Below are 21,109 nucleotides of genomic sequence, written 5' to 3'. Positions count from 1 at the left end.
GACGGAGAAGTTTCTTGGTTGAGCGGCGCTCCCCTTTCTACACCAGCATCGTTGGCCTCGGCGCCACGATGGGCCGGGTCGGCGGCGACTTCGTCTCGGCCAAAACTTATTCCGGCATCGCCGACGAGCATCTGAACACGCGCAAGAATGTCGGCGTGCAGGATCTCAGCACCATGGGCAAGATGGACATCAAGGGGCCGGAAGCCGAGGCGCTGGTCAACCACATCATCGTCAACGATGCCGCCGCGATGAAGCCCGGCCAGGTGCGCTATTCCACCGTCTGCCGCGACGATGGCGGCATCATGGACGACCTCACCGTGTTCCGGCTGGCGCCTGAGCATTTCATGCTGGTGACCGGCTCGGTCAACCGGCTGAAGATGCTGCCCTGGCTGCAGCATCATGCTGAAGCGCGAAAGGCCTATGTCACCGACATCACCGCGGCCGTCGCCTTCCCGACCATACAGGGGCCGCGCTCACGCGAGCTGCTGAAAGCTATAGTGTCGGATGCCGATCTCGAAGAGTTGAAACGCTGGGCGTTCACTTCAGGGCGCGTCGGCGAGACCAAAGTCCTGATCTCACGCACCGGGGCGACCGGCGAGCTCGGCTTCGAACTGTTCGTGCCGGCGGACGAGGCCACTTCCGTCTGGGACGCGCTGATGCGGACCGGTAGCGATTTCGGCCTGAAGCCATACGGCGTGCTGGCCATGTTCACGCTCGGGCTGGAAAAGGCCTATCCGGCGCATGGCATCGACATGGACGAGAGCCGTACGCCCTTCCATGTCGGGCTCGATCGCTGGATCAAGTTCGACAAGGGCGAGTTCATCGGCCGCGAGGCATTGCTCACAATTCGCGGCAAGGGGCTCGACGAACGCTGGACCGGGCTGATTCTCGACGGTGACAAGCCGGCCGCGACGGATGCCAGGGTTTTCGCCGACGGCGAGGATGCCGGTGTCGTCACCTATAGCGATCACGGCTATTCGCTGGGCAAGGTGCTGGCGACCGCGCATCTGCGGCTGCCGTTCACCGCCATCGGCACCGAACTCAGCACCGACATTGACGGCAAGCGGACACGCGCGGTGGTGGCGCCGATGCCGTTCTTCGATCCAGAAGGCACGAGACTGCGCGCCTAGGCGAGTTTCGCCAGCAGCCGCATAAACGTAGCGGCCTCCTTGGCGGTCAGCGGCGCCAGCGTTTCCTGGGTGATGGCGCGGGCCAGCGGGATCAGCCGCTCGATCGCCTCGCGTCCCTCTGGCGTGAGGTTGACCAGCAGCCGCCTCTTGTCGACCTCGTGTTTGGTCAGATCGACCAGGCCACGCGCCTTCAGCCGGTCGATGACGCCCTTGACCGTCGCCGCATCCATGGCGATCAGCGTGCCCAACTGGTTCTGCGAGGTCTCGCCGACGTCGTGCAGCTTGGCAAGTGCAGCGAATTGCGGCGGCGTCAGGTCGCTGATCTGGGCGGCAAAGATCGAGACATGGCGCTGATGCGCCTTGCGCAGGATGAAGCCGACCTGCTCCTGCAGGCGGTAGTCATGTTCGTCGGGCTCTTCGGCCTCGACGAGCTTGAGAAGATTGTCCCCGCCGCTCATCGCAAGCCGTCCCAGGCCTTGATGTCGCCGACCGCCAGGCCGCCCATGCGGTCGTGCACGCGGGGGCCGCAGCTCATGGCGAGGCAGAACAGGATTTCGTCGGCGCGCGGCCCGTCGCTGAGACCGACCTCCATGGCGTCGAAATGGCTACGCACATAGGCGGCGTTGGTGTGGCCGAGCGGCACGTCGAGCCGCGAGCCGAAGGCGCCGACCTTGGTTGCCGACGGCACGATCGCCTTGGCGTCGCCCAGCCGCTCGCGCATGGCGTAACCGCCCGGCACATGCCACAGCGCGCCGTGCTCCAGCTCCCCTGACGAACCGACGATGGTGCCCTTGCCGTAGGCGTCGATCTGCTTGATGTCGCCGCCCAATGCGGCAATGAGCTTGTCGGTGAGCAGCAGGCCGAGCGGCTTCAGATCGTCCATGGCGCTCTGCAGTTCTTCGACGTAGCGGCCGGCGAACGGGTTCTTCACCAGGGCCACGGCTGCAGCGCGGCGGCGCGGCAGAGCAGCGACCGGCCCGCCATCGTGAAAGATCTCTTCGGTCAGAACCGCGATCTTGCGGATCGGAAACTCAGGCATGGGCAACTTCCTTCCCTGGATTTTTGTTGGGCGCGGCAAGCGCCATGGAACCACTGATGCGGGCTTCCCCACCTAGAAACAGCGCCGATGCGGCAATCAGGCCGCGCCGGCGAAAATCTTCGGCGACGGCAAGGCCATTGTCCAGCGCCCGCTCCACATCGCCACGCGCGAGCATGCCGACGGCTTGTGTCACCAGCCGCGCGCCGAGATCGCTGTCGGGCGCCAAGTCCTGCGCGGGAATGCGCTTGATGGCGGGATTGCCGGGCAGGTCGACGGCGTTGGCAATGAGTGTCGCGGCCGCATCGGCCTCGGCGCCGGTGTGCGCCAGCACGGTGACGGCGTCGGCAATGCCAAGCGAGAACGAACGGCCGCGCCAGCCGCTGGTGGCGACGCCGCGCACGCCGTCCGCCGAGCGAATGGTGAGGCGGTCGGCCATGCCGTTGCCGGTGCCGGCGATCGCCAGGTTCATCGACTGGCCCTTGCCGATATGGAGGGCGCTGTCGCCGCCATTGTTGACATAGGCCCGGTCGAGCTTGCGACCGGCAAGCAGCGCGGCGAGCACTTCGTCGGCTACTGATCCGGCGACGGCGGCCATCGGCGTGATGAAGCATTCCGCCAAGGGCATGACGGCTGCTTCCATGCGCCGCGCAGTCGGGCCGGCGAAGGTGCGCGGCGCCAGGAAAAATGCCGGCAGCCGCAATTCGGGAAGCTCCTCGACCAACTCGATCAGGATCGTCTGGAAGCGCTCGATCGCCTGATCGTAGGCGGCACGACACTCAGCCGCCTCACCAAAGGCCTCGACGATCAGGTCGATCGGCCCGTGGTTGAGGTGCAGCCGCTTGCCGTCCTGCAGCCAGTGGACTTGCGGGCCTTGCATCAAGAAGCCCCGTTCGAGCCGACGCGGCGCAACTGCGCCAGCGGCGGCCATGGATTGTGGGCCTCGGCGCCTGAGCCGCGGCGCGGGTTGAGATATTCGCCGCCTTTGGCAACGATATCCTCGACGCTGCGTATCTCGGCCTCGTAGCCGCCCAGCCGGACATAGTCGTCGCGGCGTAGCGTGAATTCGATCGGCGCCACCAGCGCCGGCGTCGGCACATAGCCGAAGGCGCCTTCCGGCACGCGCATGACGTCGACCATCAGCGTGATGCCGCCGCCCGGCCAGACATAGACCGGCGCGCCGCCAACGGTAACATAGGTATTCAAGCCCTGCACCGAGCGGGTGAGATTGACCGGGTTTTCGGTGACGCCGGCGCGCAGCGAACCGCCGGCGCCGCCGATGAACAGCACGGTGCAGAGCGCCGGCTCGCAATTGTCCTCGATCAGGCCGACCGATTTCTGCAGCCGCTCGGGGAACGGTTTTTCCACCGGCTTCAACTCGTCGTCGAGCTCGTAATAGGCGAACTGCTCGCCGGTGGTCGACACCATCAGCAGCGACAGGCCGGGGCGGGCGCCCTTCTTGGCGTTCCATTCGCCGAGGATCGACAGCGGGTCGGAAATCGAGGTGCCGCCCCAGCCGAGGCCGGGCTCGGAAACCTTGAAATAGCGGCCCGGCGTCGAACGGCGGCCGATGATCTTGATGCCGGTGTCCTGCCAGCCCAGCACCTTGCCGGCCTGATGCTCGGAGACGACGCCGGTGATGTGGTCGTCGACCACCACCACCTCGTCGACAAGGCCGCGCCATTGCGTGGCGAACATGCCGATGGTGGCCGAGCCGCAGCCGACCCGCATGCGGTGTTCCTGCTTGCCGTCGATGACAGGTGGTTTGCCGGCTTCGACGGTGATGGTGGCGCCGCCATCGATGGTCAGTTCGACCGGCTTGCGATTGCACAGACTGAGCATCGCGTCACAGGTTGCCCGGCCTTCGGCCTTGGAGCCGCCGGTCAGATGATGCACGCCGCCCAGCGACAGCATCTGCGAGCCATACTCGCCTGTCGTGACGTGGCCGATCGCCTCGCCTTGCGCGCGCACGATTGCCGTTTCGGGGCCGAGATGACGGTCCGTGTCGATCTTCACCTTGACGCCGCAGTACGAAAAAATGCCTTCGGTGACCACGGTCACCAGATCGACGCCCTCGACCTCCTGGCTGACGATGAAGGGGGCCGGCTTGTAGTCGGGATAGGTGGTGCCGGCGCCGATCGCAGTGACGAAGCGGCGGCCGTTGTTGACCAGTTCGCCGTCCCATTGCTCGCCCTCGGCGGTGAAGGGCACGACCGCGGCGCCACTCTCTGCCGCATGATCGAGGATGGTCAGCGGGTCCATACGCACGATGCGGCCACCGACATTGCCGTAGCGGTCGCAGGCGCCGGTGCGGCCATCGGCGATGTAGCACATCACCGGACAGGCATCGCAGCGGATCTTTTCCGCCACCAGCTTTTCGCCCGGATCGTGGGTTTCGAAGCGTTCGGCAAGCTCGCTCATCGGCGTGCCTCCTTGTCGCGGATGCCATCTTTTTCGCGGATGGCGGCGCGGATGCGCGTCGGCGTCGCCGGAACCTTGGTGATGAGAACGCCGGTGGCGTGGCGTATGGCGTTGAGGATGGCGGGTGCGGTCGGGATCAGCACATGCTCGCCCAGGCCCTTGGCGCCGAACGGTCCCTCCGGATCGGGAACCTCGATCAATATGTGCTCGATCTCAGGCACATCGCCGATGGTCGGGATGAGATAGTCGTGCAAATTCTCGGTGCGGCCGGGGATGTATTCCTCCATCAGCGCCATGCCGATGCCTTGCGCGATGCCGCCTTCGATCTGGCCTTCGACCAGCAGCGGGTTGATAGCCTTGCCGACATCGTGCGCGGCGGTGATTTTCAAGAGCTTCACCGTGCCGAGCTTGAGGTCGACCTCGAGTTCGGCGATCTGCGCGCCATAGCCGTAGACGGCGTAAGGCTTGCCCTGGCCCTTGGCATCGAGCGGCAGCGTCGGCGGATCGTAGGTCTCCTCAGCGCGAAAGACGAAACTGTCCGCATCGACATCGAGCGCGGCGAGATCGATACGCCGAGTGGCTTCGCCCTCACGAATGACGATCACCGGACCGTCCAATTGCAGGGCCGCGTTCTCCGAGACATTGGCAAAGCGCAGGATCTTTTCGCGCAAGGCGCGGCCGGCTTTTTCGGCCGCCTTGCCGGTGACAAAAGTCTGGCGCGAGGCCGATGTTTTGCCGGCGTCCGGGCTGATCGCGGTGTCGGCGCTTCTCAGCTTGAATTTTTCCAGCGGCAGGTCAAGTGCGTCGGCGCAGATCTGGGCAATGACGGTGTTGGAGCCCTGGCCGATATCGACGGCGCCCTGATGCAGGATGACCTCCCCCTCTGGCGAGATACCGACCCGGATGGTCGACGGATTGGGCAGCGAGGTGTTGCCGCAGCCATACCAGCAGGACGCGATGCCGACGCCGCGCTTTTTGCTCGTATTGGCATTGTTGAATGTATCTGCGTCGGCCTTCGCGCGAGCCCAATGCGGCCGCAAGGAGTCGAGGCACTCGAATATGCCGACGCCCGACTCCAGTCGCTGTCCGGTAACCGTTTCGGATCCGTTCCGAAGGCAGTTCTTCAGCCGAAAATCGAGCCGGTCCATGCCCAGCTTGCCGGCGAGCTCATCATAGAGCGTCTCCTGCATGATCGTCGCCTGCGGCACGCCGAAGCCGCGGAAGGCGCCGGAAATCGGCCCGTGGGTGTGGATGGCGCGGCCTTCGGCGCGGTAATTCGGCGTCGCATAGGGACCGGAGGCATGCACCGGCACGCGGTTGGCGACGGTCGGGCCCCAGCTGGCATAGGCGCCGGTGTTGAAATCGCCGGAAAAGATCATGCCGGTGACATGGCCCTCGGCGTCAGTGCCGATCGTCGCCTTCATCTCGGCGGGGTGGCGCTTGGTGGTCGACATCATCGATTCGGTGCGGGTGTAGGCAAGCGCCGCCGGCCGGCCGGTTTTCAGTGCCACAAGGCCGATGAGCGGCTGCAGTGAAACGTCCAGTTTCGAGCCGAAGCCGCCGCCGGTCGCGGTCGGCACGATGCGCACCTTGTCGACGGCAAGACCGAGCACCTTCGCCGTTTCGTCGCGATCCATGTAGGGGGCCTGGGTGCAGGCGACGACGACCAGCGTGTCGCCGTCCATGTAGGCATGGCCGGCTTCCGGCTCGATATAGGCGTGCTCGACATAGGAGGTGTCGATGGCACCGGACACTGTGAAGGCAGCCTCGCCAAGCGCCGCCTCGGGGTCGCCGCGCTCGACAAAGCCCTTGGTCAACAAATTGGCCGGGCGGTTCGCGTGGATGAGCGCCGCCCCTTCTGCCTGCGCGTCGCCGGGCTGCAGAAAATGCGGCAGCTCGGTCCAGCGGACCGGGAAATCCTGGAGGTCGAGATCGAGCATGGCCTCGCGCTCGCCGGCGACCAGCGCCACTGCCTCGCCGCGCAGCCGCGCAAAGCCTTCGGCCAGCGCCGGCTGGTCGGCAAACGGACCGATGACGCCGAAACAGTTTTTTCCCGGAATGTCGGCGGCGGTGAAGACGCCGGCGATGCCGGGATGCGACTTCACCCAGCCCTCCAGGTCGCCGAAGGCGAAGCCGGCATGATAATGCGGCGAGCGGACCACCAGCACGGCCAGCGCATCGGCGGGAAAGGCATCGGCGCCGAATTTTTCAGCGCCGGTGACTTTTGGCACGCCGTCGAGCCGGACCGGGGAGGCGCCTACAGCATTCCCTGTGGTTGGCATTCTACGTTCAAAGTTGAATTCCAACGAATGACGTTGGCGCTGCCCCTCACCCTTACCCTCTTCCCGTGAAGAACGGGGAGAGGGGAGCGTCGGCGCTGGAGCACTTCCCTTCTCCCCGTCACTATACGGGGTGAAGGTGCCGGCAGGCGGATGAGGGGCAGCGCCGTCGGTCGACGTCTCGAACCGTCCCGCATCCATCACTGCCGCAATGATCTTTCTGTACCCGGTGCAACGGCACAGGATGCCACCCAGCGCATCCTGCACCTCGGTCTCGGTCGGATTCGGCGTGCCATCCACCAGCGCCGTTGCCGCGACCAGCAGCGCCGGCGTGCAGATGCCGCATTGCGCGGCGCCATGTGCCAGGAAGGACGCCTGCAGAGCCGAGAGCCGGCCATTGGCGAGGCCTTCGACGGTCGTTACGGACGTCCCGGCTGCGGAGGCCGCCGGCATCAGGCAGGCGCAGACGGCGTCGCCGTCGACCAGCACCGTGCAGGCGCCGCAATCGCCGGCATCGCAGCCAACCTTGGTGCCCGTCAGCTGCAATTCGTCGCGCAAAACCTGCGACAGACGGCGCAGCGGCGGCACATTGACCGAGACGGCGGCGCCATTGACGGCGAAGGCGATCTCGGCGCGATCGAGGCCGACGCCCGGCACGAGGTCGGGCAGGGCTTCAATCATCTCGGAGTGGCTCATGCCGCCACCATGCTGTTGTCGTTCGTCAGTCCGCAAGCCCTCAGCACGGCGCGGGCGACAAGCTCGCGCGCTGCGTCGAGCCGGTATTCGGCGCTGCCGCGCACGTCGGCAATCGGCGAGAGCTCGGCCATCGGCGCGGACAGGAGCGCATCGGCGAGTGCCGGGCCGACAGGCTTGCCCACCAGCACGGCTTCGACAGCGGCGAGCCGCTTGGCCACGGCCGAGCAGGACCCGACCGCGACAGCGGCTTCCATGACCATGCCATCCTCGGCAACGAGGCGCGCCGCCACCATGGCGATGGAGATGACGAGGTAGCGCCGCGCACCGAGCTTGACGAAGGCCGACGTGCCGGTGGCCCTGGGCTTCGGCACCCGGATGGCGGTAACCAGCTCGCCCGGTAGCAGCGCGGTGCGGCGGTTGCCGAGAATGAACTCCTGCAGCGGCAGATGACGCGTCCCGGCTGCAGAGCGCAGCTCGACCTCGGCGTCCAGCACCAGCAGTCCCGGAACGCCATCGGCGGCAGGCGAAGCATTGCAGAGATTGCCGGCGATCGAGGCGACATTCTGGATCTGCAGGGAGCCCACTTCGCGCGCGGCCTGCTTCAGCGCATCGAAAGCCGCCGGCAATGGATGGCGGACAAGGTCGGTCCAGGTGGTGCGGGCGCCCAAAACCCAATGGGTTTCGGTCTCGGCAATGCCGCGCAGCGAGTGCAGGCCGTTAATATCGAGAACATTGTCGCGGAACGGTTTGGCGCCCTGCGCTGGATAGAAATCGGTGCCGCCGGCAAGCACGCGCCAGGCGCCCTCGCCCAGCAGAGCGAGCGCCTCGTCGAGCGTGGTGGGTTTCGCGTAACGGATCACGCTTTGCCTTCCAAAAAAATCGGCCTTCCCATTGGGGCCTTCAAAGGTGGGGACTTCCCGAACCCGCCAGTGTCTGATCAGGCCAAATTCATTCGTATGCAAATGATATCAAGCTGGCGGAAATTGTCAAAGCCGGAGTTTAAGGGAACCCGGCCGCCAAGCATTTCTTACGCTTGCAGAGGTTGACGCAGGCGGCCATCCGGTCAAGTTTCAGCATCCGGTCGCATCAGCGGCGTATTTCACTCGATCCCCCGTTCGAGACGTAGAAGAGGAGAGGCGCCATGGCCGACGAAGCGCTTGTTGTCATCGACCTGCAAAACGACTTCTGCCCCGGCGGCGCACTGGCGGTTGCCGGCGGCGACGAAATCGTGCCGCTGGTCAACGATCTGATTCGGCATGCCGAGCATGTCGTGCTGACGCAGGACTGGCACCCGGCCGGACATTCGAGCTTTGCCTCCAGCCATCCGGGGGCGCAGCCCTTTAGCGCGATCGAGATGCCCTATGGGCCGCAGACGCTGTGGCCGGACCATTGCATCCAGGGCAGCCTCGGCTCGGATTTTCACTCGGGGCTCGCCTGGACCAAGGCCGAGCTGGTGATCCGCAAGGGATTTCGCCCTGATATCGACAGCTACTCCGCCTTCTTCGAGAACGACCACAAGACGCCGACGGGGCTCGCCGGCTACCTCAAGGAGCGCAGCATCGACAGTGTGACCCTGGTTGGCCTGGCGACCGACTTCTGCGTTGCCTTTTCGGCCCTCGACGCGGTCAAGCAAGGCTTCAAGACGACGGTGCGGCTCGACGCGTGCCGCGGCATCGATCTAAACGGTTCGGTCGAGGCGATGCTGAAGAGGATGCGCGATGCCGGGGTGAAGCTCGAAGACCCGATCTCGGAGTGACTGGATCGTGACGCATCGAGGGGGCTGCACACAGTTGGGGAAGGCTTTCGCGGCAGGTGTACTCGCTTCCGCTGTGTCTCCGCAAATGGCCTTCGCGGCCGAGGCCCGCGGCCTGCCCGATGCTGCCATGTCGCTGTGGTGGGCGCTGCCTTTCGCCGGCCTGCTGCTCTCGATCGCCACCGGACCGCTGCTGTTCCACTATGTCTGGGAGCATCATTACGGCAAGATCGCCGCCGGCTGGGCAGCGCTGGCGGTCATCCCGCTGATGGTTGCATTCGGCGTTCCGGTAGCCGGTGAAGCCGTGCTGCACACGCTGCTCACCGAATACATGTCCTTCATTATCCTGCTGTTCGCGCTCTACACCATTTCGGGCGGCATCCTTGTCGCCGGCAACATCCATGGCACGCCGCTGGTCAATGCCGGGCTGCTGCTCGTCGGGGCGATGCTGGCCTCGGTGATCGGCACCACCGGCGCCTCGATGATCCTGATCCGGCCGATGCTGCGCGCCAACGACAACCGGCAGTTCAACGCCCATGTCGTCATCTTCTTCATCTTCCTGGTGTCCAACATCGGCGGCTCGTTGACGCCCTTGGGCGACCCGCCATTGTTCGTCGGCTTCCTGCGCGGCGTCGACTTCTTCTGGACGTCGGCGAACCTCTGGCGCGAGACGCTGTTTACCGGCGGCCTGGTGCTGCTTGTCTTCCTGGCCATCGACATCATGCTGCATCGCCGTGAAGGCGGCGCGCCGAAGATCAAGGATCCGACGCCGGATACGAAGGTGCGCCTTCGCGGCCTGGCCAATCTGCCGCTGCTGGCCGGCGTCATTGCCGCGATCCTGCTGTCGGCAGCGTGGAAGCCGGGCGTGAGCTTTTCAGTGCTGGGCGTGAGCCTCGAACTGCAGAACCTGGCGCGCGACGCCATTATCCTGGGGCTCGCCGGACTGTCGCTTGTCGTGTCACTCAAGAGCCATCGCGAGGCCAACGGCTTCACCTGGGGCCCGATCGCGGAGGTGGCGAAACTGTTTGCTGGCATCTTCATCTGCATCGTGCCGGTCATTGCCATCCTTCGCGCCGGCCATGACGGCGCGCTGGCGCCGCTGGTCGCGCTGGTGACGTCACCCACCGGGCAGCCCAATGATCTCGCCTATTTCTGGCTGACCGGCGGGCTGTCGTCCTTCCTCGACAATGCGCCGACCTATCTGGTGCTCTTCGAACTCGCAGGCGGCGACGCGCGGCACCTGATGACGGAGGCGGCCTCGACGCTGGCCGCGATCTCGGCCGGCGCGGTGTTCATGGGGGCCAACACCTATATCGGCAATGCACCCAACTTCATGGTCTACGCCATCGCCCGACACCGCGGTGTGAAGATGCCGGGCTTCTTCGGCTACATGGCATGGTCAGGGCTGGTGCTGATCCCGATCTTTTTGATCGCCGGGTTCCTGTTTTTCGGCTGATCAGCCGACGCCGACATAGCGCCTGACTGCCGATGGGTCGGCGCGCAATTGCTCGACATCGACGGTCTCGCGGTTGCGGCCGTTTTCGATGAAGCAGACGCGGTCGGCGACCGACAGCACGGCGTCGACGCGCTGTTCGACCAGAATGGTGGAGACACCTAGCTCACGCAGCTTCACCACCGTCTCGCGGATCTTGGCGATCATCGACGGCATCAGCCCTTCGGTCGGCTCGTCTAGCAACAGCACCTGCGGCTCCAGACAAAGCGCGCGGGCCATGGCCAGCATCTGCTGTTCGCCACCGGACAAAGTGCCGGAGCGCTGCCGCAGCCGCTGGCGCAGCAGCGGGAAGAGGTCGAGCACGCTCTCGCGCGTCGCTCTTCCCTTGCCGCGCGCCATCAGGCCGATCTCGATGTTTTCCGCCACCGTCATCTCGGCGAACAGCCGCCTGCCCTGGGGCACATAGGCGACGCCGGCCTTGGGCACCTCATGCGCCGCCAGGCCGGTCAACTCCTTGCCGGCGAGCCGGATCGAACCGGCGCTCGACCGAACCAGCCCCATGATCGCTTTCAGCGTCGTCGTCTTGCCGGCGCCGTTGCGACCGAACAGGCACAGCACCTCGCCCTTGTTGAGCACTAGGTCGAGCCCATAGAGCACCTGAACCTCGCCATAGAAGCAGTCGAGCCTGGAGATAGTCAGCGCTTCAGTCTCGTGGGCTTCAGTCTTGGGGGCTTCGCTCATGGCGCCGTCCCCAGATAGGCTTCCTGCACCTGTGTGTTGGCGCGAACCTGTTCGGGCGTGCCTTCGGCCAGGATCCTGCCGGCGTTGAAGACCGTGATGCGGTCGGCCAGCTGCATGACGACAGGCATGTTGTGCTCGATCAAAAGCACGGTGGCGCTCTTGGCGATCTCGCGCACCAGTTCGATGAAATTGTCGATCTCGCTGTCGGCCAGCCCTTGCGTCGGCTCGTCGAGGATCAAAAGCCGCGGCTTCAGCGCCAGGCCCATTGCCACTTCCAGCAGGCGCTGATGGCCGTAGGAAAGCTGGCCGGCCGGCATATGGGCGCGGCCGGCCAGTCCGGTGCGTTCCAGCGCGGCCATGACGCCGGTGCGCACCGCACCTTTCGAGCGGGCATCGGTCAGCGTGCGCTGCACCGGCAGCGCGACATTATCGTAGGCAGAGAGGTTGGCGAAGACGCTGGTGATCTGGAAGGTGTAGGCGATGCCCCGGCGCACCCTGAGATAGGCCGGCTGGCTGGTGATGTCGGCGCCGTCGAAGACGATCATGCCGGACGATGGCTGAATGCGGCCGCTGACCAGGCTGACGAAGGTGGTTTTGCCAGCGCCATTGGGACCGATGACGGCGCGGATCTCGCCCGGCATCAGCTGAAAATCGACACCGTCGACGGCGCGCAGGCCGCCGAAACTGCGCGCCAGGCCTTTGGTGGTCAGCAACGGCATCATGGCAGCCACCCGAGCCAGCGCTGGCGGATGGTGCCCAGAATGCCTTTGGGGAAAAACAGCACCAGCAGGATGAGCGCAATACCGACGATCAGGAGATAGGCGGAGGTGTAGCCGCTGGCGGTGTCGATGACATAGTACATGAACACCGTGCCGAGCAGCGCGCCCAGCGTCGTGGCGGCGCCGCCGAGCAGCACCCAGAGCAGCGGCAGGATGGAATACTGCACCGAGGCAAAGCTCGAGCCGACATAGCCGAACAGCAGCGCATAGGCCGCACCCGAGGCGGCGCAGATGGTGCCGGAGACGACGACGGCGATCAGCTTGTTGGAGAAGGTGTCGTAGCCCAGCATTTTCGTGCGCTCCTCGTTCTCGCGCACCGCGACCAGCACGCGGCCATAGCGGGAGCGGACGATGGCGAGGGTGATCAGCAGCACGACCGAGAACAGCGCCAGCGCGCTCATGTAGCGCACGGTCGGGTTGGTGAGGTCGAGCGATGTCGAGCCGAAGGCCAGAACCCGCGCCGGCTGCGGCACCACCAGACCCTGGTCGCCGCCGGTCCAGGCGGCGAAATAGAGGATGGTGAGGTAAAACACCTGCGCGAACATCATGGTGACGATCATGAAGGCGACGCCGGTGGTGCGCAGCGCCAGCAGGCCGATCACAAGTGCCAGCAGCGCGCCGCAGGCGATACCGGCGAGGAAAGCCAAAGGCACGCTCCAGCCGAGATGGATGACGGCGAGACCAGCGCCATAGAGCCCGGCGGCGAAGAACATGGCGTGGCCGAGGCTGAGCAGGCCGACATAGCCGAACAGCATGTTGTAGCCCATGGCGAACACCGCCAGCACCATGATGCGGGCGAGCAGGCCGTGATGATAATCCGGCAGGACGAAGCTCAGGGCGAACAGCAGCGCGATGGCGCCGATATGCAATGCATACGCTTTTGCCGGCGAAGCTTCGCTCATCGCGGCGCCTGCCCGAACAGGCCTTGCGGCCTGAACACCAGCACCATGGCCACCAGCAGCGTGGCTATGATCTTGGCCAAAGTCGGCGAGAAGAACACCGAGATGATGCCATCGGACAGGCCGATCAGCACGGCGGCAACGACGGTGCCGCGCAGCGAGCCGAGGCCGCCGATGATGACGACGATGAAGGACAACAGCAGCGGGTCCTGCCCCATCAGGTAGTGCGCCTGACTGATCGGCACGATCAGCACGGCGGCGATGGCCGCCAGCATGGCGCCGAGCGCGAAGACGCCGGCATAGACGCGGGCGACCGGAATGCCGAAGGCCTGCGCCGTCTCGCTGTCATATTGGGTGGCGCGCATGATGAGGCCGATCTTGGTGCGCGTCAGCACCAGCCAGGTGGCGATGAGCAGAAGGGCCGAAGCGGCAATGATCGACAGCTTGTAGCCGGAATAGCCGAACCAGGGCAAAAGGATGCGGTAGCTGAAGGGCGGCTCCACCGGGCGGGCTTCCGGGCCATAGAAGCTCAACGCCAGCTGCTGGATGATGTAGAGCATGCCGATCGTGGCGACGATGGTGGCTTCCGGATTGTAATTGAGCCGCCGCAGCACAAGCCGCTCGGCTACCAGCGCAATGGCGCCGACAATCAGCGGCGCAATCACCAGCGCCGCCAGGAAGCCGAGCGTGGGATGGCCGGGTATCGCCGTCGAGATCGCCCAGGCCAGCACCGCGCCCAGCATGAAGAACTCGCCATGGGCGACGTTGACGACGCGCATGACGCCGAACACCAGCGACAGCCCAAGCGCCGTCAGCGCCAGCACGGCTGAGGTGACAAGGCCTTCGAGGGCGGCGAGGAGGAGATGGGGTCCGAAATGCATTCAGGGCGCCCTTACCCTCCCCTTGTGGGGAGGGTGACCGCGCAGCGGTCGGGTGGGGGTTGGGCACGGGCCGTCGCGACCCCCACCCCGTCTCGCAAGCTTCGCAAAAGTGCGAAGCTTGCGTGCCGACCCTCCCCACAAGGGGGAGGGTAAGGCGCCTCACAGCGCCTGCGTCGTATAATCCCCTTCGGCCTCGTAAAGCCCGTCCTCGATCTTGGTCTTGTGGACGACATTCAGCTTGCCACCTTCGACCTTGGAGATGTTCTGGATGCCAAAACACTGGTGGATCTTGCCGTTGAAGGTCTTCGGCCCCTGCGGATGCTCCGGCCCTTCGGCGAATTCGGTCAGCGCCTCGGTCGCCTCGACCAGCTTGGCGCGGTCTTCCAGGCCCTTGTAGCCGGCGTCTTCCATCGCCTTCTTGACGACATAGAGCGTCTCCCAGCAGCCGAACATGTGGGCGGCGGTGGAGACGTCCTTGGGGTCGCCGACGGCAGCGCCATTTTCGTCGATGCCAACGGCGGCGCGGTAGGCTTTCTGCGCGGCCGAGTCATTGGCCTGGGCATAGCGCGGCGAGCCTTCCCAGAAATGGCTGCCGTCCAGGAATTCGAGGCCGGGGCTGTTGATGTCGGTGGCTTCGAGCGAATCGATGAAGCCGAACAGCTGCGGCCGGTTGGAGCCGTAGAACTCGCCGAGTTCCTTGACGAAGGTGAGCACGGCCGGGCCGACCATCACGTGGTAGATGACTTCGGTCTCGGCCGGTATCTGCGGGAAGTATTTCGTAAAAGACGACTCTGTCGGCGGGATGGCGATCTGGGCGATGACCTCGGCGCCTTGCGCCTTCAGCGCCGGCGGCAGGTAGTCGCGATGGTCGTAGCCGAAGGCGAAATCCGGGAAGATCTGCGTCACCTTCTTGCCGGCATTGGCCGCGATCCATGGCGCCATCGACTGGATCTGGCTCTTCACATCGGTGATGCCGGGCTGGAAGACGTAGCGGTTGAGCTTGGTCGAAGCGACATGGTGGCCTTCGCTGACGACGAAATAAGGGATCTTGTTTTCGCCGGCGGCCGGCGCCGAGCCGATCACGACATGCGAGAACAGCGTGCCGAAGACGATGTCGGTCTTGTGCTGGGTGGCGAACTTGCCGACCACTTCGGCGCCACGGCCGGGATCGGTGCCGTCATCCTCGATCACCAGTTCGACCGGCCGGCCGTTGATGCCGCCGGCATCGTTGATCGCCTTGACCGCGGCGGCACTGGTCTTTTCGTACCAGCGGCCATAGGCGGCGCCGATGCCGGTGCGGTGCGACTGGAAGCCGATCTTGATTGGCGCCGAACTCTGCGCCTGGCTGTAGCGGACGAAGCCGGGCGCGAGCGTCAGCCCGGCGCCGGCGGCGAGACCTTTCAGCGCGGTGCGGCGGCTAAGGGTGGATTTGGAGAGATCGAAAAACCCATTCTTGTCAGTCACGGCAGTTCCCCTGTTTTTGAGTTTTGACTGTCTGTAACGAGGCAAGGCCACTCCCTTGCAGGAGGGGCAGAAATTGCATGTGTACAAACTAAATCACCAAAGCACAGAGCTTGCAAGCGGGCTTTCCGCAAAGGCATGTTGATCAGCTTGTCTCATCCGGCCGTCGGCGTGGCAAGCAACCACAGGCCGAAGATCGTGTAGGCAATCATCAGCATGGTGAGCGGCAACTGGCTGAGGGCGGCGCGCGATGGCACCTGGTGCAGTCGCCAGGCCAGTCCATGGGCAACGAGCACCGCCAGCATATGGCCGGCGATGATGATGCCGGCCTGCAGGTTCCACAGCCACCAGGCGGAGTGGGCCCCGGCGACGATGCCGGCCTCGATCTGCATGTCGGCGGCGCCGAACAGGTTCCATCCCAGCGCGAACGGGTCGGACAGAGCGGCGATCGCATACTGGCCGTCGACCAGCAGCGCCGTCAGATAGTGCGCGACATGATAGGCGAGCGCGATCGGCACGATCGACCAGACCAGCAGCCCGGCGGCCTCGCCGTGGGAATGTCGGCTGCCGGCAAGGCGCTGGCCGAGTATGACGGCCAGCAGGAATGCCGCCGCCAGCAGAACGAAGGTCAGCACGAGGCCGAAGCTGCTAATGCCGATGAGCGCGGTGCGGCCGGGATATTCCAGCGGGTTGATGCCGAACAGGCCGAGCCAGAAGAAGGTTTTCGACAGGCCGTCGAAGGACACCGATGACAGGCTGAGCAGCAGGAAAGCGATGCCGCTTGCCGGCAGGGGCGCTGCGCCGAGCAGTTTTGAGCCCGGCCAGCAGAGAGCGAGGCGACCGTGTTCATCGCGCTCGACGACGGCGAAACGAGCCACCATGGCGAAAAAGATCGTCAGGAATTCGCCGCGCCGGCTCCAATCGCGGTAGCCAAAGGCGAGCATGGCGATGAAGGTAAGCAACCAGTAGAGGCCGGCGGCATAGGCCAGCCGCGCCGGGTCGTCGGGCGCCGGATAGATCAGTTCGAACCAGGCGAAGGCGAAGAACAGGATAACGGCCGGCCAGCGGCCGAGCCATGAAGGCAAACGCGATTTCTGTCCCTCACCGCCACGAAGCTTGAACAGGCGGCTTTCGATCCGCCGCGGGCCATACCATGGATTCAGCCACGACCAGAGATCGCCGAACAGGCCTTGCGCGATGGCAAGGCCGACCCAGAGCAGCGTCCAGATGGTTAGCGACAGCGGATTGGAGAGCGGGTCGCGGCTGCCGAACAGGCCGGCGGCGATGAGCGTTGCGAAGCCGGCAAAGGAGATGAGGCTGATGATTGTGCGGGCGGTGTCGCTGAAGGTGAAAAGTTGTAAGCGGCGGCGCCAGAAGCGGTCGAGGGTTGCGGGTGGCAGCAGGGCGAGGACGAGGAAGCTGACCGCGACGGCAAGCGCGCCGCCGGCGATGTAGTAGCCGGTGGGAAGCAGGAGGACGTGGCCGCGGTCGGAGGCGTGGGCGAAGGCAGGGGTGGGGAGGAGTGTGAGGGTGGTGGTGATAAGGGTTGGCCGGTGACAGCCGCGCTCTACGACGCCCCCCTCTGTCCTGCCGGACATCTCCCCCTCAAGGGGGGAGATTGGCAGTTGCCCTGCCGGCGCTTCCTTTGCAACGTCGGAGATTAGCGAAGGCGGAGATGACGGGGTAATCTCCCCCCTTGCGGGGGAGATGTCCGGCAGGACAGAGGGGGGTGGGCGGGAACTCACGCTATCGCGATTTCCATTTCGTCCAGCAAGGCACCCGCCGACCCTCAAACCTTGACCAGCTGCTCCACGCGGTCCTTCGCCCCGAAAATCCGGAGATAGCGCTCGATCTCCTTCTTGTCGCCCGTCGCTTTCGCCGGATTGTCCGACAGCTTCACCGCCGGCCGGCCATTGGCCTCCGTTACCTTGCAGACCAGCGATATCGCATCCAGGCTGTTGGTTTCGGTCGGCGCGCAGCCTTCGAAATCGTTGGTGAGGTTGGTGCCCCAGCCGAAGGACATGCGCACCTTGCCCTTGAAGTGCCTGTAGGTCTCCTCGATGGTTTCGACCTCGAGACCGTCGGAGAAGATCAGCAGCTTCTGCCTGGGGTCCTTGCCCTTCTCGCGCCACCAGTCGATGATTTTTTCGCCGCCTTCGATCGGCGGCGCGCTGTCGGGGCGGAAGCCGGTCCAGTCGGCGACCCAGTCCGGGGCGTCGCGCAGGAAGGATGCGGTGCCGAAAGCGTCGGGCAGCACGATCAGCAGGTTGCCGCCGTAATAGCGCTGCCAGTCCTGCAGCACCTTGTAGGGCGATTCCTTCAATTCCTTTTCCGACTTGGCAAGGGCGGCAAAAACCATCGGCAATTCATGCGCGTTGGTGCCGAGCGCTTCGAGGTCGTTGTCCATCGCCAGCAGCACGTTCGAGGTGCCGGTGAAGGCTTCGCCGATGCCTTCCTTGAGCGCCTCGACGCACCAGCGCTGCCACAGGAAGGAATGGCGGCGGCGGGTGCCGAAATCGGAGATGCGGATGCCGGGCAGCGCCTTCAAGCGTTCGGTCTTGGCCCACATCTTCCCCTTGGCGCGTGCATAGAGCACGTCAAGCGCGAAGGGACCGAAGGCGCGCATGGCGGCGCGGGAACGAAGCTCATTGATGATCGCCAGCGCCGGGATTTCCCACAGCGTAGTGTACATCCAGGGGCCACTGAAGGAGAGCTCGTACTGTCCGTCGCGCTTGGAGAGCTCGTAGTCGGGCAGCCGAAAACCTTCCAGCCAGGCGAGGAATTCCGGCTCGAAGATCTGCTTGCGGCCATAGAAATTGTTACCGCCAAGCCAGATCATCTCCTTCTTGGAGAAGCGCAGCGTGCGGGCATGGTCGAGCTGGTCGCGCAATTCGCCTTCGTCGATGTCGTCGGCAAGCCGCACCGAGGTAGTGCGGTTGATCAGCGAAAAGGTGGCGTCGACCTTGGGGTACATGCCCCAGATCATCTGCAGCATCAGAAGCTTGTAGAAATCGGTGTCGAGCAGGCTGCGGACGATCGGGTCCAGCTTCCAGGTGTGGTTATAGACGCGCCGCGCTATATCGGTTCTTGCCATGTCCTGCCGTCGCCTTCGCTGCTCACGTCTTTCTTACGCAATTCCGGACGGGAAACCGCCGCACAGTTTTCCTGGAATTGCCCGGCAAGAGCTTATTAGCATTGAATTTTTGAAAGCGCCTCCCGCTTTCCGGGCTGGCCCGACAAAAAGCAGTCGCTCCGGTCCAGCCTCAACTCTTGGCGCCCACCACCCGCAGCGCCGGACGCTTCCGGCGGCTGCCGATGCGGCCGGCCACCGGCGCGTCGGCGCGGCTGTCGGCCTGTTCCTTTTCGGCGAACAGCCAGTCGACGAACAGCTGTACGATCGGCGCTGAACGCATCTCGTTGCGGCAGACCACATAGAAATCGTCGACCGCCGGCACCGACAGGCTGAACGGCGCCACCAGCAGGCCCCTGGCGAGCAGCATGCTGGCGGTGACGGAATCGCCGAGCGCGACGCCGTGGCCATGCACCGCGGCTTCGATCGCCGTGCGGGCGTCGCCGAGATGGTGACGGCGGCCACGTTCGAGGTCGAGCCCATCGGCGGCGGCCAGCCAGGTGTGCCATTCGCGGCCATCATCGCCATGCAGGATGACATGGCCAGCAAGATCCCGGCAGATGCGGAGCGGCCGGTTGTTGATCAGCGTCGGACTGACCACCGGGAACAGTTCGAGGCCCGACCATTTGCGCATCCAGCAATCGGTCCAGCTGCCGTCGCCATAGAGCACGCAGACATCGACCTGTGGGGCGCGGATGTCCTTGGGGTCGTTGGACGGGATCAGCGTCAACCTGATGTCAGGATATTGCGCCATGAAGCTGCCGAGCCGCGGCGTCATCCACAGAAGCAGCAGCGCCGGCACGCAGGAGACCGACAGCGTACCGGCGCTGGCTGGCCTGGTCATGCGCTGGGTGGCGGCGGCGATGCCGTCGAAGGCGGTCGAGACCGCCGGCAGCAATTCGGCGCCGTGCGGGGTGAGCTTTACCCGCTGTCCGGTGCGTTCGAACAGTTTTACGCCGAGTGATTGCTCGAGCGCCTTGATCTGGTGGCTGATCGCGCCATGGGTGACGTTGAGCTCACTCGCCGCCTTGGTCAGCGAGGCATGCCGCGCCGTCGCCTCGAAGGCGCGCAGGGGATTCAAGGGGGGCAGACGCTTGGCCATGAGCAACCGGATACTCTGTGAGATTTTCTCACAATCAGCACCGTAACAATATCAATTGATTTTTCAATGCCGCTGCCGGACACTTTGGCAGGTCAACAGCATCAATGACGTGAAATCTACAGGCAGCCAGCGGGACAGCGGCCCGGCCGGATGATGGTCAGTTCGCAGGTGTCGCCACGGCCGCATGCATCAGCCCGCAGGAGGAGACCGACATGGGTTATGACAGAGGCAAGCTGGAAGCCTTGCGCCGCAAGTATGGCGAGAGCCATGGCGGCGAGATGTTCGACCCGAAGTTCCGCAAGGTCGCCGACAAGATCTTCTCCAAGAGCGGCACAAGGCTGGCGCCCTATGCCGGCATCCCCACCTTCCTCGCCGCGCCCTACCGTGAAATCGCTGCCGACAATCCGGATTTCGGCGATTTGCAGGTGGCGATCATCGGCGTGCCGATGGATCTCGGCGTCACCAACCGGCCCGGCTCGCGCTTTGGACCCAGGGCGCTGCGCGCCATCGAGCGCATCGGCCCTTACAATCATGTGCTAGAATGCGCGCCGACGCATGAGCTGCGCGTCGCCGACATCGGCGATACGCCGTTCCGCAGCCGCTACCGGCTGGAGGTCAGCCACGAGGATATCGAGCGCCGCACCAACCAGATCGTCGATGCCGGCGTGCTGCCGCTTTCGGTCGGCGGCGACCACTCGATCAGCCATCCGATCCTGAAGGCGGTCGGCAAGAAGGCGCCGGTCGGCATGATCCATATCGACGCCCATTGCGACACAAGCGGGCTGTTCGACATGACCAAGTTCCATCATGGCGGACCGTTCCGCAACGCGGTGCTGGACGGCGTGCTCGACCCCACCCGCACCATCCAGATCGGCATCCGCGGCTCGGCCGAGTATCTGTGGGAGTTCACCTACGAATCCGGCATGACGGTCGTGCATGCCGAAGAGGTGACGGGTCTCGGCATCCCCGCCATCATCGAGAAGGCGCGCAAAATCGTCGGCGACGGCCCGACCTACATTTCCTTCGACGTCGACAGTGTCGATCCGGCCTTCGCGCCGGGTACCGGCACGCCGGAAATAGGCGGCCTGACGACGCGCGAGGTGCTCGAACTGCTGCGCGGCTTGAAAGGTCTCAACATTGTCGGCGGCGATGTCGTCGAGGTGGCGCCGCAATATGACGCGACCACCAACACCGCCCATGTCGGCGCCCAGGTCCTGTTCGAGATCCTGAGCCTGATGGTGTTCAGCCCGGCGATCACCGGCAAGGGGGCCTGACGGATTTCACATGCAAAGGCGGCCGCCGCGCTGGAGCCGGCGGCCGTTTCCAAAACAAACAAGCTTCCAGAAGG

Annotated in this window: 18 protein-coding genes; 4 read left to right on the top strand and 14 right to left on the bottom strand. The window is 64.9% G+C overall.

Going from position 1 to position 21,109, the window contains the following annotated elements; genetic code table 11:
- Positions 1 to 14 precede the first annotated feature (14 nt).
- A complete protein-coding gene (locus NKK52_RS26900; RefSeq protein WP_023683554.1) occupies positions 15 to 1,130 on the top strand; it encodes an aminomethyl transferase family protein in 1,116 nt (371 codons plus the stop codon).
- On the opposite strand, the gene NKK52_RS26895 is transcribed toward NKK52_RS26900, so the two are convergent.
- Genes NKK52_RS26895 through NKK52_RS26870 form a run of 6 tightly spaced genes read right to left on the bottom strand, consistent with a single transcriptional unit; the run spans position 1,127 to position 8,422 of the window.
- The gene (locus NKK52_RS26895; protein ID WP_023671294.1) at positions 1,127 to 1,588 is read right to left on the bottom strand and encodes a MarR family winged helix-turn-helix transcriptional regulator; all 462 of its coding nucleotides are present in this window, start codon (positions 1,586 to 1,588) and stop codon (positions 1,127 to 1,129) included. The genes NKK52_RS26900 and NKK52_RS26895 overlap by 4 nt on opposite strands.
- Complete coding sequence (locus NKK52_RS26890) at positions 1,585 to 2,169, bottom strand: amino acid synthesis family protein (RefSeq protein WP_023683555.1); 585 nt, start codon at positions 2,167 to 2,169, stop codon at positions 1,585 to 1,587. The genes NKK52_RS26895 and NKK52_RS26890 overlap by 4 nt, the downstream gene beginning before the upstream one ends.
- Positions 2,162 to 3,046, bottom strand: a complete 885-nt coding sequence (locus NKK52_RS26885) for a UPF0280 family protein (protein WP_023683556.1) — start codon at positions 3,044 to 3,046, stop codon at positions 2,162 to 2,164. The genes NKK52_RS26890 and NKK52_RS26885 overlap by 8 nt, the downstream gene beginning before the upstream one ends.
- Positions 3,046 to 4,587, bottom strand: a complete 1,542-nt coding sequence (locus NKK52_RS26880) for a hypothetical protein (protein WP_023683557.1) — start codon at positions 4,585 to 4,587, stop codon at positions 3,046 to 3,048. Before NKK52_RS26880 ends, NKK52_RS26885 begins: the two co-directional genes overlap by 1 nt.
- Positions 4,584 to 7,547 (bottom strand): molybdopterin-dependent oxidoreductase, encoded by a 2,964-nt coding sequence (locus tag NKK52_RS26875; protein WP_031197791.1) that lies wholly within the window; start codon positions 7,545 to 7,547, stop codon positions 4,584 to 4,586. The genes NKK52_RS26880 and NKK52_RS26875 overlap by 4 nt, the downstream gene beginning before the upstream one ends.
- Positions 7,548 to 7,558: 11 nt before the next feature.
- On the bottom strand, positions 7,559 to 8,422 hold the full coding sequence (locus tag NKK52_RS26870; RefSeq protein WP_023683559.1) for an FAD binding domain-containing protein: 864 nt from the start codon (positions 8,420 to 8,422) through the stop codon (positions 7,559 to 7,561).
- 281 nt (positions 8,423 to 8,703) lie between these two features.
- On the opposite strand from NKK52_RS26870, the gene pncA reads away from it, so the two are divergent.
- On the top strand, positions 8,704 to 9,318 hold the full coding sequence (gene pncA / locus NKK52_RS26865; RefSeq protein ID WP_023683560.1) for a bifunctional nicotinamidase/pyrazinamidase: 615 nt from the start codon (positions 8,704 to 8,706) through the stop codon (positions 9,316 to 9,318).
- Positions 9,319 to 9,403: 85 nt separating this feature from the next.
- Entirely contained in the window at positions 9,404 to 10,771 is a 1,368-nt protein-coding gene (locus NKK52_RS26860) for a sodium:proton antiporter (protein ID WP_050591979.1), read from the top strand.
- On the opposite strand, the gene NKK52_RS26855 is transcribed toward NKK52_RS26860, so the two are convergent.
- The 8 genes from NKK52_RS26855 to gcvA form a co-directional block, all read right to left on the bottom strand.
- Positions 10,772 to 11,509: an ABC transporter ATP-binding protein gene (locus NKK52_RS26855; protein ID WP_023683562.1), complete on the bottom strand. Its 738-nt coding sequence runs from the start codon at positions 11,507 to 11,509 to the stop codon at positions 10,772 to 10,774.
- Positions 11,506 to 12,231 (bottom strand): ABC transporter ATP-binding protein, encoded by a 726-nt coding sequence (locus NKK52_RS26850; RefSeq protein ID WP_023683563.1) that lies wholly within the window; start codon positions 12,229 to 12,231, stop codon positions 11,506 to 11,508. Before NKK52_RS26850 ends, NKK52_RS26855 begins: the two co-directional genes overlap by 4 nt.
- Entirely contained in the window at positions 12,228 to 13,190 is a 963-nt protein-coding gene (locus tag NKK52_RS26845) for a branched-chain amino acid ABC transporter permease (protein WP_023683564.1), read from the bottom strand. Before NKK52_RS26845 ends, NKK52_RS26850 begins: the two co-directional genes overlap by 4 nt.
- Positions 13,187 to 14,068, bottom strand: a complete 882-nt coding sequence (locus NKK52_RS26840; protein WP_023683565.1) for a branched-chain amino acid ABC transporter permease — start codon at positions 14,066 to 14,068, stop codon at positions 13,187 to 13,189. The genes NKK52_RS26845 and NKK52_RS26840 overlap by 4 nt, the downstream gene beginning before the upstream one ends.
- A 159-nt stretch (positions 14,069 to 14,227) precedes the next feature.
- On the bottom strand, positions 14,228 to 15,532 hold the full coding sequence (locus NKK52_RS26835) for an ABC transporter substrate-binding protein (protein WP_023683566.1): 1,305 nt from the start codon (positions 15,530 to 15,532) through the stop codon (positions 14,228 to 14,230).
- Between the two features lie 152 nt (positions 15,533 to 15,684).
- On the bottom strand, positions 15,685 to 17,127 hold the full coding sequence (locus NKK52_RS26830; protein ID WP_023683567.1) for a hypothetical protein: 1,443 nt from the start codon (positions 17,125 to 17,127) through the stop codon (positions 15,685 to 15,687).
- Between the two features lie 191 nt (positions 17,128 to 17,318).
- Positions 17,319 to 18,623: a nicotinate phosphoribosyltransferase gene (gene pncB, locus NKK52_RS26825; RefSeq protein WP_023683568.1), complete on the bottom strand. Its 1,305-nt coding sequence runs from the start codon at positions 18,621 to 18,623 to the stop codon at positions 17,319 to 17,321.
- 169 nt (positions 18,624 to 18,792) lie between these two features.
- Positions 18,793 to 19,761 (bottom strand): transcriptional regulator GcvA, encoded by a 969-nt coding sequence (gcvA, locus tag NKK52_RS26820; RefSeq protein WP_023671280.1) that lies wholly within the window; start codon positions 19,759 to 19,761, stop codon positions 18,793 to 18,795.
- Between the two features lie 212 nt (positions 19,762 to 19,973).
- Between gcvA and speB the strand changes: the two genes are divergently transcribed.
- Complete coding sequence (gene speB / locus NKK52_RS26815) at positions 19,974 to 21,035, top strand: agmatinase (RefSeq protein ID WP_023683569.1); 1,062 nt, start codon at positions 19,974 to 19,976, stop codon at positions 21,033 to 21,035.
- Positions 21,036 to 21,109: the final 74 nt, after the last annotated feature.

It is taken from the genome of Mesorhizobium sp. C277A (genome assembly GCF_040324395.1).
Taxonomy (GTDB): domain Bacteria; phylum Pseudomonadota; class Alphaproteobacteria; order Rhizobiales; family Rhizobiaceae; genus Mesorhizobium.
Note: the sequence above shows the minus strand (reverse complement) of the source record. Positions and strands in the feature narration are given on the sequence as shown.